General features: G+C 65.2%; 15 protein-coding genes. 9 read left to right on the forward strand and 6 right to left on the reverse strand.

The genetic code is table 11. The annotated features are described in order from the left end of the window. Positions 1-2 precede the first annotated feature (2 nt). Genes E5222_RS11140 through E5222_RS11150 form a run of 3 tightly spaced genes read left to right on the forward strand, consistent with a single transcriptional unit; the run spans position 3 to position 2,353 of the window. Entirely contained in the window at positions 3-380 is a 378-nt protein-coding gene (locus E5222_RS11140) for a PilZ domain-containing protein (protein WP_136693882.1), read from the forward strand. Between the two features lie 46 nt (positions 381-426). Next, entirely contained in the window at positions 427-1,914 is a 1,488-nt protein-coding gene (locus tag E5222_RS11145; RefSeq protein WP_136693883.1) for an ABC transporter substrate-binding protein, read from the forward strand. Positions 1,915-1,936: 22 nt separating this feature from the next. Continuing rightward, entirely contained in the window at positions 1,937-2,353 is a 417-nt protein-coding gene (locus E5222_RS11150; protein WP_136693884.1) for a DUF4112 domain-containing protein, read from the forward strand. A gap of 18 nt (positions 2,354-2,371) precedes the next feature. Here E5222_RS11150 and E5222_RS11155 read toward each other — a convergent pair whose 3' ends face one another. Further along, complete coding sequence (locus tag E5222_RS11155) at positions 2,372-2,965, reverse strand: HNH endonuclease (protein ID WP_425456262.1); 594 nt, start codon at positions 2,963-2,965, stop codon at positions 2,372-2,374. Positions 2,966-3,104: 139 nt separating this feature from the next. Between E5222_RS11155 and gluQRS the strand changes: the two genes are divergently transcribed. The 4 genes from gluQRS to E5222_RS11175 all read left to right on the forward strand — a co-directional run bounded on the left by gluQRS (position 3,105) and on the right by E5222_RS11175 (position 5,185). Continuing rightward, entirely contained in the window at positions 3,105-3,956 is an 852-nt protein-coding gene (gene gluQRS, locus E5222_RS11160) for a tRNA glutamyl-Q(34) synthetase GluQRS (RefSeq protein WP_136693886.1), read from the forward strand. After that, positions 3,953-4,186 (forward strand): HIG1 domain-containing protein, encoded by a 234-nt coding sequence (locus E5222_RS11165; protein ID WP_136693887.1) that lies wholly within the window; start codon positions 3,953-3,955, stop codon positions 4,184-4,186. Before gluQRS ends, E5222_RS11165 begins: the two co-directional genes overlap by 4 nt. A gap of 25 nt (positions 4,187-4,211) precedes the next feature. Then, positions 4,212-4,778 carry a cob(I)yrinic acid a,c-diamide adenosyltransferase gene (locus E5222_RS11170; protein ID WP_136693888.1) on the forward strand — a complete coding sequence of 189 codons (567 nt, stop codon included), beginning with the start codon at positions 4,212-4,214 and terminating at the stop codon, positions 4,776-4,778. Between the two features lie 62 nt (positions 4,779-4,840). Further along, on the forward strand, positions 4,841-5,185 hold the full coding sequence (locus E5222_RS11175; RefSeq protein ID WP_136693889.1) for a hypothetical protein: 345 nt from the start codon (positions 4,841-4,843) through the stop codon (positions 5,183-5,185). Here E5222_RS11175 and E5222_RS11180 read toward each other — a convergent pair whose 3' ends face one another. Both E5222_RS11180 and mutS read right to left on the reverse strand, forming a co-directional pair. Next, positions 5,186-5,614 (reverse strand): YidH family protein, encoded by a 429-nt coding sequence (locus tag E5222_RS11180; RefSeq protein ID WP_136693890.1) that lies wholly within the window; start codon positions 5,612-5,614, stop codon positions 5,186-5,188. It lies immediately after the preceding gene. A 17-nt stretch (positions 5,615-5,631) separates the two neighbouring features. Continuing rightward, positions 5,632-8,256 (reverse strand): DNA mismatch repair protein MutS, encoded by a 2,625-nt coding sequence (mutS, locus tag E5222_RS11185; RefSeq protein ID WP_136693891.1) that lies wholly within the window; start codon positions 8,254-8,256, stop codon positions 5,632-5,634. A 115-nt stretch (positions 8,257-8,371) separates the two neighbouring features. Between mutS and E5222_RS11190 the strand changes: the two genes are divergently transcribed. Then, positions 8,372-10,630: an NADP-dependent malic enzyme gene (locus tag E5222_RS11190; RefSeq protein WP_136693892.1), complete on the forward strand. Its 2,259-nt coding sequence runs from the start codon at positions 8,372-8,374 to the stop codon at positions 10,628-10,630. A gap of 21 nt (positions 10,631-10,651) precedes the next feature. Here E5222_RS11190 and E5222_RS11195 read toward each other — a convergent pair whose 3' ends face one another. Together E5222_RS11195 and E5222_RS11200 are read right to left on the reverse strand one after the other, a co-directional pair. Beyond that, positions 10,652-11,413 (reverse strand): sulfite exporter TauE/SafE family protein, encoded by a 762-nt coding sequence (locus tag E5222_RS11195; protein ID WP_136693893.1) that lies wholly within the window; start codon positions 11,411-11,413, stop codon positions 10,652-10,654. Between the two features lie 110 nt (positions 11,414-11,523). Beyond that, on the reverse strand, positions 11,524-12,222 hold the full coding sequence (locus tag E5222_RS11200; protein ID WP_136693894.1) for an SDR family NAD(P)-dependent oxidoreductase: 699 nt from the start codon (positions 12,220-12,222) through the stop codon (positions 11,524-11,526). Positions 12,223-12,274: 52 nt separating this feature from the next. Here E5222_RS11200 and E5222_RS11205 point away from each other — a divergent pair, with 52 nt between their 5' ends. Further along, complete coding sequence (locus tag E5222_RS11205; RefSeq protein WP_136693895.1) at positions 12,275-13,411, forward strand: aminotransferase class V-fold PLP-dependent enzyme; 1,137 nt, start codon at positions 12,275-12,277, stop codon at positions 13,409-13,411. A gap of 23 nt (positions 13,412-13,434) precedes the next feature. Here E5222_RS11205 and E5222_RS11210 read toward each other — a convergent pair whose 3' ends face one another. After that, on the reverse strand, positions 13,435-14,229 hold the full coding sequence (locus E5222_RS11210; RefSeq protein WP_169053563.1) for a glycosyltransferase family 2 protein: 795 nt from the start codon (positions 14,227-14,229) through the stop codon (positions 13,435-13,437). Position 14,230: the final 1 nt, after the last annotated feature.

Below are 14,230 nucleotides of genomic sequence, written 5' to 3' on the forward strand. Positions count from 1 at the left end.
CCATGAGCAATGTCGATACACGCCAGGTGGGAAGGGACAGCCTGTTCCTGCTCGCGCAGGTCCGTGTGGACGGCCAATCCGAAACGCATCCGGTGAAGGTGCGCAATCTTTCCGCCGGGGGCATGATGGCCGAAGGCACCGTCAGGGTTGCGCGCGGCCAGCGGGTCGAGGTGGAACTGCGCAATATCGGCGTGGTCGAAGGGTCGGTGGCGTGGAAGCAGGACAACCGCTTCGGCATCGCCTTCATGGACGAAATCGATCCCCGCAGCGCCCGGGCGCCGGTTGCCGCTGCGCCCGTTGAGAGGACCGGCGGCACCCCGCATCTGCGCCAGGCGCCTGCGCCGACACCAACTCCAAAGGATCGCCTGCGCAAGATATGATCGCTTCACGGTTGATGCGGCGATCAGGCCCGCTTAAGCCGAGGCCATGTCTTTTCGCGCATCCCTGACCGCCGCGCTTGCTGCAGCCCTTGCCCTTGCCGGTTGCGACAATGCGGTTGAGGGCACGCTGAATGTCGCCTTCATCGACAGCGAAGAGAACCTGTTTGCCGAGGGCATCCGCCTTGCGGACAGCGGCCAGCATTTGCGTGCGGCGACGCGCTCGGGCCTCGTCGCGCTCGATGCCGACGGCGAGGTCGTGCCCGCGCTGGCGGACCGATGGAATGTGCTGGAGGACGGACAGATCTTTGTTTTCCGCATGCGCGATGGGAATTGGCCCAATGGTGAGGAGCTGACGGGCGAAAGCGTGCGTACGGCTCTGCTGCGGGCGATCAGGGAACTGCGCGGCACGTCGCTAGGCATCGACCTCGCGCCGATCGACGAGGTGCGCGCCATGGCTGCGGGCGTGATCGAAATCCGCCTCGCCAGCCCCGTGCCCGACCTGCTCCTGCTGCTCGCCCAGCCCGAACTCGGCCTGACCAATGGCGAGGGCGAGACCGGGCCGATGGCGCTGGAGCGTGGCGAGGGAGGTGACGCGCTGCTGGCGCTCAAGCCTCCCGCTGAACGCGGTTTGCCGCAGACCGAGGACTGGGCTGAATATACGCGCGATATCAACCTGCGAGCGCTTTCTGCGCGGGAAGCAATCGATCAGTTCGGCGAAGGAAATGTCGATGTGGTGCTGGGCGGCCGGCTGGGTTCGCTGCCGCTGGCCGATACCGGCCCGCTGACGCGCGGCACCATTCGCGCCGATGCGGCGCTCGGCCTGTTCGGGCTGCAAGTGCTGCGTGACCGCGGGCTGCTGGAAACTCCCGAGACGCGCGAGGCCATCGCCATGGCGATCGATCGTGGCGAGCTGGCGGCGCTGTTCAATATCGACGGCTGGATTGCGACCACGCGCGTGGTCGCGCCGGGTCTTGCTGGCGATTCCGGCATGGTGGGCGAACGCTGGACAGACCTTTCGATCGAGGATCGGCGGCGTATAGCCGCCACGCGCGTCGCCGCCTGGCGGAACGCAGCGGAGGAAGATGCCGTAAGCGAGGGCGCCACGCTCTCGCTGCTGATCGCAGATGCGCCCGGCAATGCGCTACTGTTCAACACGCTTTCGCGCCAGCTTGCGACGATCGGTGTCGCACTGGTGCGGGCGGAAGAGCGGGACGATGCGGACCTCGCCCTGCTCGATCGCGTCGCTCGCTATCCATCCTCGCGCTGGTTCCTCAACCAGTTCAATTGCAGCCTTGGTCAAGGCCTGTGCAGCGAGGATGCGGACGTGCTGGCAGGCTATGCCACGGATGAGGCGGATGCGGCGGTACGGGCGCAGTTGCTGGGTCAGGCGGAAGTGTCGCTGACTGCAGCAAATGTCTATATTCCCTTGGGTTCTCCGCTCAGATGGTCGCTGGTGCGCAGCAATGTATCAGGCTTTGCCGGCAACCGTTTTGCCTTCCACCCCTTGCCGGATCTTGCTGTCATACCCAGATAAGGCACCTATGGAGAGCATTTCGATGGCAGAACCGCAGCGCCCGCGTCCCTTCACCCCCGAATTGCCGCTGGGAAAGGAACCGGCGGCCATTCGCCAGCGGGTTGAGGCGATGGAGGCGATCCTCGAGCGCAGCTTCATCATTCCCGGCATCAATCGCCCGGTCGGACTCGATGCGCTTGCCGGCCTGATCCCTGTGGTCGGCGACGTCGTGACTGCGGCCATGGGCGCATATATCGTGTGGGAAGCCCGCAATCTCGGCCTGCCGAAGTGGAAGATCGCACGCATGGCGGGCAATGTCCTGTTCGATAGCGCGGTTGGCGCGGTGCCGGTGGCGGGCGACCTGTTCGACTTCCTGTTCCGCTCGAACAGCCGCAACCTCAAGATTATCCGCAAGCATCTCGACAAGCACCACCCTGCCGATCGCGTGATTGAGGGGTAATTGCAGCGGGCGGGAGGATTATGCCTCCAGCTCGATGTCCCAATAGAGCCAGTCGCGCCAGGTTTCGTGCAGGTAATTGGGCGGGAAGCTCTTGCCTTGCTGCTGCAATTGCCAGCTGGTCGGCCGGATCGGGCCCACCTGCAGCTGCATATGTGCCTGTTCGGGCGTGCGCCCACCTTTCTTCATGTTGCAGGGCGCGCAGGCGGTGGCGATGTTCTCCCACGTCGTCTTGCCGCCAAGCCGGCGCGGGACCACGTGATCGAAAGTCAGGTGCTGGCCGCTGCCGCAATACTGGCAGGCGAAGCGGTCGCGCAGGAACAGGTTGAAGCGCGTGAAGGCGGGAAATTCGCTGGGCTTCACATATTGCCGCAGCGCGATCACGCTGGGGATCTTCATGTCGAGCGAAGGCGAGTGCACCTGCCGGTCGTAGCTCGCCACCACGTCCACCCTCTCAAGGAAGATCGCCTTGATCGCGGTCTGCCAGGGCCACAGGCTCAGCGGGTAATAGGAGAGCGGCGTGTAATCCGCATTGAGCACCAGCGCGGGGCAGCTTTCCAGCTTCCTCGTCGGGTCATCCTGCGCGCTTCGGAAATGCGCGGCGCGTTCGATCAGTTCGGCTTTGAACACTGTCTGTGTCCTCCCTGATACGTACAGGTGGAGCATTTGCGCCAAAAAGCGTCAAGACTGTTACAAATAGCGAATCCACAGGAATATTCACGAGTCGCGAAGGGCTGGCGGGAGTAGTTGTGTCTTGGTTGTGACCCGATTTGCTCCTAGCCCCAACGGACCGTTGCACCTGGGGCACGCCTATTCGGCGATTGTCGCGCATGATCTCGCCCGTGCTTCGGGCGGGCTCTTCCTGCTGCGGATAGAGGATATCGACGGAGCCCGATCGCGCCCAGAGCTGGCAGAAGAGTTTCGCGAGGACCTCGCCTGGCTGGGCCTTTCATGGGAGGAAGTGCCTGCGCAATCGAGCCGCGTGGACGAATATGAGGTCGCCGCCGCCACGCTCGCCGCCATGGGCCTGCTCTATCCGTGCAAATGCACGCGGGCGGAAATTGCCGCCGCCGCCACCAGGACTGGGCCGGACGGTCCGGTCTATCCATGTACCTGCAAGGCCGATCTGCCGCGTCCGGACGAAGCCGTGGCATGGCGACTCGACGTCGCTGCCGCCATGGCGCGCTGCGGGCCGCTGACCTGGCATGACGAGCTGGCCGGAGAGCAGCAGGCGCGGCCCGATCTTGCGGGCGATGTCGTGCTGGTCCGCAAGGATGCGGAAACGCCCGCCTCCTACCACCTCGCCGTGACGCTGGACGATGCGGCGGACGGCATCACGCTGGTGACGCGCGGGGCGGACCTGTTCGCCGCCACGCATATCCATCGCCTGTTGCAGGAACTGCTCGGCCTGACGGTCCCGCGCTGGCACCACCACGCACTGCTGCTCGACGAGGAGGGCAGGAAACTTGCCAAAAGGCGAAATTCACCCTCGCTCGCCGACCGGCGGATGGCGGGGGAGGATGGTGCGGCGCTGGCACAGCAATTGCGCATGGGCCAAATGCCGGGTGGCATTACCCTCTCGCAATCCCTAGATATCGCCCCATGAACTGGATTCTCACCCTCGCCATCGTCGTCCTGATGGGCTTCGTCGTCTATTCGCTCGTGCGCGGGATTGTCGCATTCCTGCAAACGACCAAGATCGACCTCGAAAATCAGGAAAACGAGGCGCATATCGCCGAGATGCACGCGCGGCAGAACAAGATGATGTTCAACCGCGTGAAGTACCAGGCGCTGGCCATCGTCGCGGTGGTCATCCTGCTCGCCATCAACAGCTGACGGCTGGCACGCGGGGGAGGGGCGCGTGGTCAAGCTCAACCGCATCTATACCCGCACCGGCGATGACGGGACGACGGGCCTTGTCGATGGCTCGCGATTGCTCAAGCACGCCCCGCGAATGGACGCAGTGGGCGCGGTGGACGAGGCGAATGCCGCGCTGGGCTTTGCCGTGCTGGCACTGGAAGGGGAAGCGCGAGACCATATCACCCGCATCCAGAACGACATGTTCGACCTTGGTGCCGACCTGGCGACGCCCGGAGAGGACTTCTCACCCTCCGAAATGGTGCTCCGAATCGTACCCGCGCAGGCCGAATGGCTGGAGCAACGGATCGATGCGCTGAATGAAGGGCTGGAGCCGCTCACCAGCTTCATCCTGCCCGGTGGCAATGAAGCCGCGGCGCGCCTTCATCTCGCCCGCACCGCCGCGCGCCGCGCCGAGCGCGCGGTGACCGCGCTGGCGGAGGGCGAGGCGGTCAACCCGGCGGCGCTCGCCTATATCAACCGCTTGTCGGACTATCTCTTCGTGCTGTGCCGCGCGGCCAATGATGGCGGCAAGGGCGATATTCTCTGGCAGCCAGGGGCCAACCGCTAGCCGAGCGCAGGGTCGGAACCCGCACCCCTCCTTTCCCGTTGATCGGGCAAAGGAGAATTCGCATGACCGACAGCAATATCCCGTCTTACGAGCAGCGCCAGTCCGGCCTCGCACCCGAGACGCATAATGACGAGCAGGACGATCACCGCATGCAGGCGCAGACCATTGCGCAGGATGCGCAGGGCCTGACGCAGGAAGTCCGCAGCCCGACCGAGAGCACCAAGGGTCCGAATTCCAGCGAGATCCTCGGCGATTCCACGCAGGACGTGATCGATCACATGCGCGACATGGAAAGCAGCGGCCGCGTGGACATGGACGCCTATCGCGGCGAGCCCAACCATGATGACAATGTCGACAAGTTCGGTGCGCAGGCCAAGCTCGACGGGTTGCGCGGCGATGGCTCGTAGTTAGCCCGTCAGGTCCCCGTCATTGAGGATCCACAGGCCCGCGATCAGCACCGCCGCTCCGACTGAAACGCCCCATGCGAGCAGGCGGAAGCGCGGATGGTCCGGGCCTTCCACCGCATGCGTCTTCATCCGTTCAAGTGAGCGCCGTGCCCGCTTTTCGGCATTGAGCGCCAGGAAGATGGCAAAGCCGATGAACATGCTGGCAATCGCCTTCGCCAGCCATGGCGGCTGGAGTTCGCCGAACAGCACGCGGAAGGCGAGGCCGATACCGATCGCCGCAAAGGCGGTGCGGATCCAGCCGGCGAATGTCCGCTCGACCGCCATGATCGTGCGGTCTTCGGCCATATCCGTCCGGTCGCGGGCGAGCGCTTCGCTGGCCTCGTCTTCCTCGCAGGTTTCGCCATGGTCATAGGCATGCTTGTCGCTCATGCCTCGATGAACGGCTGTCAGTCGCCTGCCGTTCCCGCTTCCTGCTTAAGGCGGTAGAGTACTTCGAGCGCCTCGCGCGGGCTCAGCGCATCGACATCGAGCGCCTGCAGCTCCTCGCGCAAGAGGTCGCATTCCTCTTCCTCTGCCTCGGCAGCAGCGGCGAAGAGCGGCAATTCACCAAGGCCCGCCGCCAGCCCGCCCGTTTCCGCGCGGCCCTTTTCCAGCTTGTCGAGCACCGACTTGGCGCGGGCGACCACTTCCTTCGGCACGCCCGCCAGCCGTGCGACCGCGAGGCCATAGGACCGGTCTGCCGCGCCCTCGGCCAGTTCGTGCAGCAGGACCAGCTCGCCCTTCCATTCCTTCGCCCGCACATGGTGGAGCGAGAGGGCGGGGCAGGTGTCCGCCAGCCGCGCCATTTCGTGATAATGCGTGGCGAACAGGCAGCGGCAGCGATTGGTCTCATGGATCGCTTCTGCCACCGCCCATGCCAGCGCCAGCCCGTCATAGGTCGATGTGCCGCGCCCTACCTCGTCGAGGATGACGAAGCTGCGCTCGCCTGCCTGGGAAAGGATGGCGGCAGTCTCGACCATTTCGACCATGAAGGTAGAGCGCCCGCGCGCCAGATTGTCCGACGCACCGACGCGGCTGAACAGCCGGTCCACCAGCCCGATCCGTGCGGCTTCGGCAGGGACGAAACCGCCCGCCTGCGCCAGCAGCACGATCAGCGCGTTCTGGCGCAGGAAAGTCGACTTGCCGCCCATGTTCGGGCCGCCGACCAGCCACAGCCGGTCGCTGCCTGACAGCGTGCAATCATTGGCGATGAAGCGCACATCTTGCTTCGCTAGCGCGGCTTCCACCACCGGATGCCGCCCGCCGGTGAAGGCGAGCGAGGTATCGTTGGTGACCTCCGGCCGGCACCATCCGCCCTCTGCTGCCCGCTCCGCCTGTCCCGCGCTGACATCGAGCCGGGCGAGGGCCGCTGCCGTGGCGGCGATGCGCTCGCGGCTGGCGGAGACTTCGCCTACCAGCTCTTCGAAATGCGCTTCCTCGGCAGCGATGGCGCGCCCGCCCGCCTCGGCAATGCGGTTCGCTTCCTCATGCAGTGTGAGCGAATTGAAACGCACCGCATTGGCCATGGTCTGCCGGTGGATGAAACCGCTGTCCGCCGTCATCAGCGCGTCGCCATGCTTGCTCGGCACTTCGATGAAATAGCCGAGCACGCCATTATGCTTGATCTTCAGCGAGGCGATGCCGGTCTCGCTGCGATAGCGGTTTTCCATCGCGGCGATCGCGCGGCGGGCATTGCCGGAGACTTCGCGCAGCTCGTCCAGCCCCTCGTCATAGCCCCCGGCAATGAAGCCGCCCTGGCTGCGCTCGGTTGGCGGGGAGGGGATAAGCGCGCGGCTGAGCAAATCGGTCAGCGCGCCATGCCCAGTGAGGTGGGGCAGCAGCGCGTCGAGCAGGGCGGGGCGGTCCTTGCGGCTCTGGAGCACGCCATGCAGCCGCCGTGCCTCGATCAATCCGTCGCGCACCTGGCCGAGGTCGCGCGGACTGCCGCGCCCGGCAACGATCCGGCCCAGCGCGCGGCCAAGGTCGGGGATCGCGCGCAGCATCTCGCGCATGTCCGCGCGCAGGAGCGGATCGCGGTGAATCTCCGCCACCAGCGCCAGCCGCTGTTCGATGGCGGCATGATCGGTGAGCGGGGCGGACAGGTCCTCCGCCAGAAGCCGCGCGCCCGCGCCGGTGACGCAGCGATCGACCTCGCCCAGCAGCGATCCCGCGCGTCCGCCATTCTGCGCCGCGACAATCTCCAGGCTCGCCCGCGTCGCCTCGTCCATCGCCATGATGGCGGAGGAACTGCGCGCGACCGGCGGCAGGAGCAGCGGCAGTTTCCCGCGACCGGCATGGTCGAGATAGGCGATGAGGCCGCCTGCCGCGCCCAGCATTGCGCGGCTGAAGTCACCGAAACCGTCCAGTGTGGCAACACCGTGCACGCGTTTGAGCGCCGCCTCTCCCGCCTCGCTGGCAAAGTCTGTGCGGGTGCGGGCGATCGCGTCGAACGGTGCTTCGTCCCATCCCTCGGGCGCAACCAATTCGCTCGCCCCGATGCGTGCCAGTACCGCGCCCAGCTGGTCCGCTGTGCATTCTTCCAGCTCCATCCGCCCGGTGGAGATGTCGCAGGCGGCCACGCCGCAAGTCCCGCGCAAATCGGCGACGGCGGCGAGCATGTTGGCGCGGCGCGGTTCGAGCAGTGCCTCTTCGGTCAGCGTACCGGCGGTGACGAAGCGGACGATATCGCGCTTCACCAGCGCCTTGGAGCTTGGCGTGCCTTCGCGCTTGGCGCGGGCCTTTGCCTCATCGGGCGTTTCCACCTGCTCCGCAATTGCCACGCGGCAACCGGCACGGATCAGGCGGGCGAGATAGCCTTCCGCCGAATGCACGGGCACGCCGCACATCGGCACCGGTTCCCCGCCATGTTCGCCGCGGCTGGTCAGCGCGATATCGAGCACGCCGGCGGCCGTCTTCGCGTCGTCGAAGAACAGCTCGAAGAAGTCGCCCATGCGATAGAACAGCAGAGAGTCTCCGGCCTCCTTCTTGAGGTCGAGATACTGCTTCATCATCGGAGTTGCGGAACCGGCCATTGCGATGCGCGAGGTAATAGGCCGCAATATGATTCGGGAAGGGCGGGGCGCAGTCTTTCCCCTATCGCGCGCGGGAATTGCCCATTAAGGGGTCTGACGCGAAGAGGAGGATCACTTGGCCGACGAGACGAACGATTTCACCACGCGCGAGGCGCTGTTCTATCACGAGACCATTCGCCCGGGTAAGATCGAGATCATCGCCTCCAAGCCGATGGCGACCCAGCGCGATCTGTCGCTGGCTTACTCTCCCGGTGTTGCCGCCCCGGTGAAGGCGATCGCCGAGGACCCGGCGCTGGCGGCGAAATATACCGCGCGCTCCAACCTCGTCGCGGTGATCTCCAACGGTACGGCTATCCTCGGCCTCGGCAATCTCGGCGCGCTCGCTTCCAAGCCGGTGATGGAAGGCAAGGCGGTGCTGTTCAAGCGCTTTGCCGATGTGGATTCGATCGATCTCGAACTCGACACCGAGGACCCGGAAGCCTTTATCAATGCCGTCGCGCTGATGGAGCCGAGCTTCGGGGGCATCAATCTTGAGGATATCAAGGCGCCGGAATGCTTCATCATCGAGCAGGCGCTGCGCGATCGGATGAACATCCCGGTGATGCATGACGACCAGCACGGCACGGCGATCATCGCCGCAGCCGGTCTGATCAATGCCTGCCACCTGACGGGCCGCGACCTGAAGGACGTGAAGATGGTGGTGAACGGTGCGGGCGCCTCGGCGCTGGCCTGTACCGCCCTCATCAAGTCGGTCGGCGTGCCGCATGAGAACGTGATCGTCTGCGATCGCTCGGGCCCGATCTATCCCGGCCGCGCCGATGTCGACCAGTGGAAGAGCGCGCATGCGGTCCCGACCGAAGCGCGCAGCCTGGAAGAAGCGCTGGTGGGCGCGGACATCTTCCTCGGCCTGTCCGCCGCCGGGGCGCTGGAGCCCGCGTGGGTGGAGAAAATGGCCGACCAGCCGATCATCTTCGCCATGGCCAATCCCACGCCTGAAATCATGCCGGACGAGGCGCGCGCCGTGCGCCCCGATGCGATCATCGCCACCGGCCGGTCGGACTTCCCGAACCAGGTCAACAATGTCCTCGGCTTCCCCTTCATCTTCCGCGGCGCGCTCGACGTGCGGGCGACCACGATCAACGAGGAAATGAAGGTTGCCGCCGCAAAGGCGATTGCCGAGCTGGCGCGCGAGCGTGTGCCGGAAGAAGTGGCCGCCGCCTATGGCACCAATCACCAGTTCGGCCGCGAATATATCATCCCCGCGCCTTTCGATCCGCGCCTGATGGAGCGCGTCTCCTGCGCCGTCGCAAAGGCGGCGATGGATTCGGGCGTGGCGCAGGACAGGATCGAGGATTTCGACGAATACGCGCTCGCGCTGCGTTCGCGCCTCAATCCCACGACCTCGGTGCTCACCCGCGTCTATGACGAGGCCAAGGCCCATCCCAAGCGCATGGTCTTTGCCGAGGCGGAGGAGGACGTCGCCCTGCGCGCGGCGATCCAGTTCCGCGATTTCGGCTATGGCGAACCGATCCTTGTCGGCCGCACCGAGAAGGTGCGCGAAAAGCTGGTGGAGCTGGCGGTGGAGGATCCCGACAGCTTCGAGATCGCCAATTCGGCCAACTATCCCGACATCGAGCAGATGGTCGACTATCTCTACAAGCGGCTGCAGCGGCGCGGTTACACGCTGCGCGATGTGCGCCGCATGGTGAACCAGGAACGCAACGTGTTTGCCGCGTTGTTGGTGGCGCTCGACAAGGGCGACGGCATGATTACCGGCCTCACCCGTACCTACAGCCAGACAGCGCGCGAGATCGCCAAGGTGATCGACGCCAAGCCGGGCGCAACGCCCTTTGGCGTACACATGGTAATCGGCAAGAACCACACCACCTTCCTCGCCGATACTACGATCAATGAGCGGCCGAGCGCCGAGCAGCTGGCCCATATCGCCAAGGAGACGGCTGCCGTCGCCCGCCGCATGGGGCATGAGCCGCGCGTCGCCTTCCTGTCCTACTCCACCTTCGGCAATCCCTCCGGCCAGTGGCTGGGCAATATCCGCGATGCCGTGGCGATCCTCGATGCGGAGGATCCGGGCTTCGAATATGAAGGCGAGATGGCGCCCGATGCCGCGCTCAATCCCAAGGTGATGAGCCTCTATCCCTTCAGCCGCCTGTCCGGCCCGGCCAATGTGCTGATCATGCCCGGGCTGCAATCGGCCAACCTTTCGGCCAAGCTGCTGCGCGAATTGTCGGGCGACACGATCATCGGGCCGATGCTGATCGGCAGCGAAAAGCCGGTGCAGATCGCGCCGATGACCTCGATCGCGCCGGATGTGCTGACGCTGGCGGTACTGGCGAGTGCGGGGATAGTCGGCTGATCTGCGTAGGCGGCAGCTGGCTCAGCCCAGCGCCGCCCAGATGCCCATCGCGCTGGTCAGCGTGAGCGCCAGGCCCACGGTGAGCAGCATCAGCCGGGTGGAGAAGTGGCGCGCGGCAAAGGCCCCTATGGGTGCTGCCGCTACGCCGCCGATCAGGAAGCCCAGCGTCGCCCCGGCAAGATCGGCAAAGCCCAGCTGCATGATAAAGGCGGCAGAGATCGTCACGGTCAGGAAGAATTCCACCGCATTCACCGTGCCCACCACCTTGCGCGGTTCGGCGCCCTGAACCAGCAGGTTGGAAGTCACCACAGGCCCCCAGCCGCCGCCACCGGCTGCATCAAGGAAGCCGCCAGTCAGGCCCAGGACCGCGACATGGCGCGGACGCTTCGGGGCAGGGGGATAGGTGAAGCCGCGATAGAGCAGGTAGATGCCGATGCCGGTGAGGTAGGCGAGCACGAAGGGCCGCACCACCTCCGCATCGACGCTGGTGAGCACATAGGCGCCCAGCACGCCGCCCGCGATGCCGGGCAGCAGCAAGCGCCAGAACAGCGCCTTGTCGATATTGCCGTTGAGCAGATGGCTGATGCCCGACGTGGCGGTGGTGAAGCATTCCACCACATGCACACGCTGCGATGCGACGGCGGGCGCAACGCCCAGTACGCCCACCATCAGCGCGTTGGAAATGACGCCGAAGGCCATGCCCAGTGCGCCGTCCACCAATTGGGCGGCAAAGCCGACGGCGATGTAGGGAAGCAGGGAAACCCAGTCGAATTCGCCAAACATCGGCGGCAATCCAGGCAGTTGAACCACCTGCCCGATGTGAGTTTTCGCGGCGTCACGAAAGGAAGAAATACTTTACCGGGATGCGACCCGAAGCGGCTTGATCGAAACCGCTACCAGGGCACGGCCTGCCCGTCATAGGCGAGGAAGGCGTGGCGCGGTTCGCGCTCGGCTTCCAGCACATCGATCATGCCCGATACGCTGGTATCGACATCGATCAGCGCATTGGGGCCGCCCATATCGGTCTGGACCCAGCCGGGATGGAGCGAGATCACGCCGATCCCGCGGGGCCTCGCATGCTTCTCGAACAGTGAGCGTGAGAGCATGTTCTGGCCGACCTTGCTGAGGCGATAGAGGTTCGATCCGCCCGAACTGTCATCGATGGAGCCCATCTTGGAGCTCATCATGCCGATCGTGCCGCCATCCTTCATGGACGGCAGCAGGCCCACCGCCGCACGCGCCGGGCAGACGGCATTGGTCATGAGGATATCGGCGACATTGTCGCGCGTGAGATCGGCGAGGTCCTGCTCGCCGCCGCCATAGACGCCGGCATTGAGGACGAGGATGTCCAGCGATCCGGCGGGGATCGCCTGGGCCAGCGCGGCGATGCTGGCTGCGTCGGTTACGTCCATCTCATGCACCTTGATCGCGCCATCGCTTGCTGCGGCAGCATCGGCCAGTTCCGCCGAGTGAGAACGCTGCGTGGCAAAGACCGTGTAGCCCTTCTCCGCCAGGCGGCGCGCCAGCCCCAGGCCCAGCCCGCGCGAGGCCCCGATGATACATGCGGACTTGCTGGCGGATGGGCTGGTCATGGTATTGCTCCGGAGTGATTGTGGGCAGGTCTGCCTGTGATACACATGGCCCATGCAATCAGTTCCGAGCCAGCGTCATCGCTTCGCCATCCCTGACGATGTGCACTATCTCAACTGCGCCTACATGTCGCCGCTCTCCAATGTGGTCACGCAGGCCATGGTCGATGGTGCAGCGTGCAAGCAGAGGCCCTGGACCTACAAGCCCGACGACTTCTTCTCCATCTGCGAGGCCTTCCGCGATAGGGCGGCGCGGCTGTGCGATGTTGCCGCCCACAGCATCGCGATCGTCCCGTCGGTCAGCTATGCGCTGGCGATCGCCGCGCGCAACCTGCCTCTGGCCAAGGGGCAGCAGGTTGTGATGCTGGGCGACCAGTTCCCGTCCAACGTCTATCCCTGGCGCCAGCTGGCGGCAGAGCGGGGCGGCCGCGTGGTGGCGGTTGAGCGGGACGCCGATGCGGCATGGACCAATGCGGTGCTCGATGCGATCGGGCCGGACACTGCCGTGGTCGCCGTGCCGCATGTGCATTGGGCCGATGGCCGTGTGGTGGATCTCGAAGCGGTGGGGGCGAAATGCCGCGAATATGGCGCTGCGCTCGTGCTCGACCTCACGCAATCGCTTGGCGCCATGCCGCTCGATTTTGCCAAGGTCGATCCCGATTTCGCCGTGGCCGCCTGCTACAAATGGCTGATGGGACCTTATGGCACCGGCATGCTCTATGTCGCACCGCGCCACCATGATGGCGAGCCGGTCGAGCAGAACTGGATCAATCGCGGCGGGTCGGAAGATTTCACCCGGCTGGTCGATTACCGCGACGATTACCAGCCCGGCGCGAGGCGTTTCGACCAGGGCGAGAAGTCCAATCCTCCGCTGATGTTCGGCGCCAGCGCAGGTCTCGACTTCCTGCTTGAATTCGGCGTCGAAGCGATTGCCCACACCTTGGCGGAGGAGACCGGCAGGATCGCGGAGGAGGCGGCGAAGCTCGGCCTCACTTCCGCGCCCATCGGCCAGCGCGCACCGCATTTCCTCTCGCTCGGCTTTCCCGAGGGCGTGCCCGATGGACTGACCGACCGGCTGGCGGAAAAGAACGTCTTCGTCTCGCTACGCGGGTCTTCGTTGAGGGTAACGCCGCATGTCTACAACAACGATGCGGATCGCGAGGCGCTGCTGGAGACGTTGCGCGGCGCGTGATGCAACCGCCCAGCTCTGCCAGGTCAAGGCTGGGTATTGGCGACCGTGTGATCGGCGCGGATGAAGCCTGCCCCATCGACGATCACCGGCTGACCGTTGAGCCGGCCACGGAAGCTGGCGAAGTTCTGGTGCCGCCGCGGTCCTTCCAGTTCGCGCCTCAGTTCGGCAACGGCAAGATTGGTCATCCACAGCTTGCCGAGCTCGGCGCGTCCGGGCGTTTTCTCGGGGGCATAGGTTCCCAGCCGCTCGCGAACATTGTTCTGGACGGGCAGCCTCTCGGGCGCACCAAGCTGGCGGAAAGCGTAGCCGATCATCTCGGCGCGCGTGACAAGGTCGAAATCCTCGAGAATCACCCCGAGCAAGCCCTCGTCATAGCCGCCGAGCTCGAAGAAGATGCGCCGCGCCATGCCGATTCGCCCCGGCGTCCCGTCAGTGAGATTTTCGGTCTTCTGTCGGCAGCCCGTTCCTGCGGCGCTCGCTTCGTGGATCTTTTCGAGGTCGCTTGCGGTGAGGAAGTTGTCGCCGTCGAGATTGAACAGGTATTCGCCGCGCGAAAGGCGGTAGGCGAGGTTCTTGGCCTTGGAGACATGCCAAGGCGCTGTATCGGTCACCCGGAAGAAGCGCAGCCGCCCCGCCTCGATGGCCTCGCGAAAGTTGTCCCATACCCATTTGGCGAGGCCATCGGGCGAATCATAATCGACCAGCACGATCTCCTCGCCCGCGCCGATGGCTTCGAGATTGCCGGGCAGGGTTTCGCGCAGCTGGTAAAGCCGGTTCTTGCAGGTGGTGCAGAAGCTGATGGTAATCGGATCGGTCATG

This window comes from Alteraurantiacibacter aquimixticola (assembly GCF_004965515.1).
In the GTDB taxonomy this organism is placed as follows: Bacteria; Pseudomonadota; Alphaproteobacteria; order Sphingomonadales; family Sphingomonadaceae; genus Alteraurantiacibacter; species Alteraurantiacibacter aquimixticola.

Coding starts and splice junctions, on each gene's coding strand:
- E5222_RS11140 (WP_136693882.1), top strand. CDS start 3: ATGAGCAATGTCGATACACGCCAGGTGGGAAGGGACAGCCTGTTCCTG.
- E5222_RS11210 (WP_169053563.1), bottom strand. CDS start 14,229: ATGACCGATCCGATTACCATCAGCTTCTGCACCACCTGCAAGAACCGG.
- mutS (WP_136693891.1), bottom strand. CDS start 8,256: ATGGCCGGTTCCGCAACTCCGATGATGAAGCAGTATCTCGACCTCAAG.
- E5222_RS11150 (WP_136693884.1), top strand. CDS start 1,937: ATGGCAGAACCGCAGCGCCCGCGTCCCTTCACCCCCGAATTGCCGCTG.
- E5222_RS11145 (WP_136693883.1), top strand. CDS start 427: ATGTCTTTTCGCGCATCCCTGACCGCCGCGCTTGCTGCAGCCCTTGCC.
- E5222_RS11175 (WP_136693889.1), top strand. CDS start 4,841: ATGACCGACAGCAATATCCCGTCTTACGAGCAGCGCCAGTCCGGCCTC.
- E5222_RS11165 (WP_136693887.1), top strand. CDS start 3,953: ATGAACTGGATTCTCACCCTCGCCATCGTCGTCCTGATGGGCTTCGTC.
- E5222_RS11205 (WP_136693895.1), top strand. CDS start 12,275: ATGCAATCAGTTCCGAGCCAGCGTCATCGCTTCGCCATCCCTGACGAT.
- E5222_RS11180 (WP_136693890.1), bottom strand. CDS start 5,614: ATGAGCGACAAGCATGCCTATGACCATGGCGAAACCTGCGAGGAAGAC.
- E5222_RS11200 (WP_136693894.1), bottom strand. CDS start 12,222: ATGACCAGCCCATCCGCCAGCAAGTCCGCATGTATCATCGGGGCCTCG.
- E5222_RS11195 (WP_136693893.1), bottom strand. CDS start 11,413: ATGTTTGGCGAATTCGACTGGGTTTCCCTGCTTCCCTACATCGCCGTC.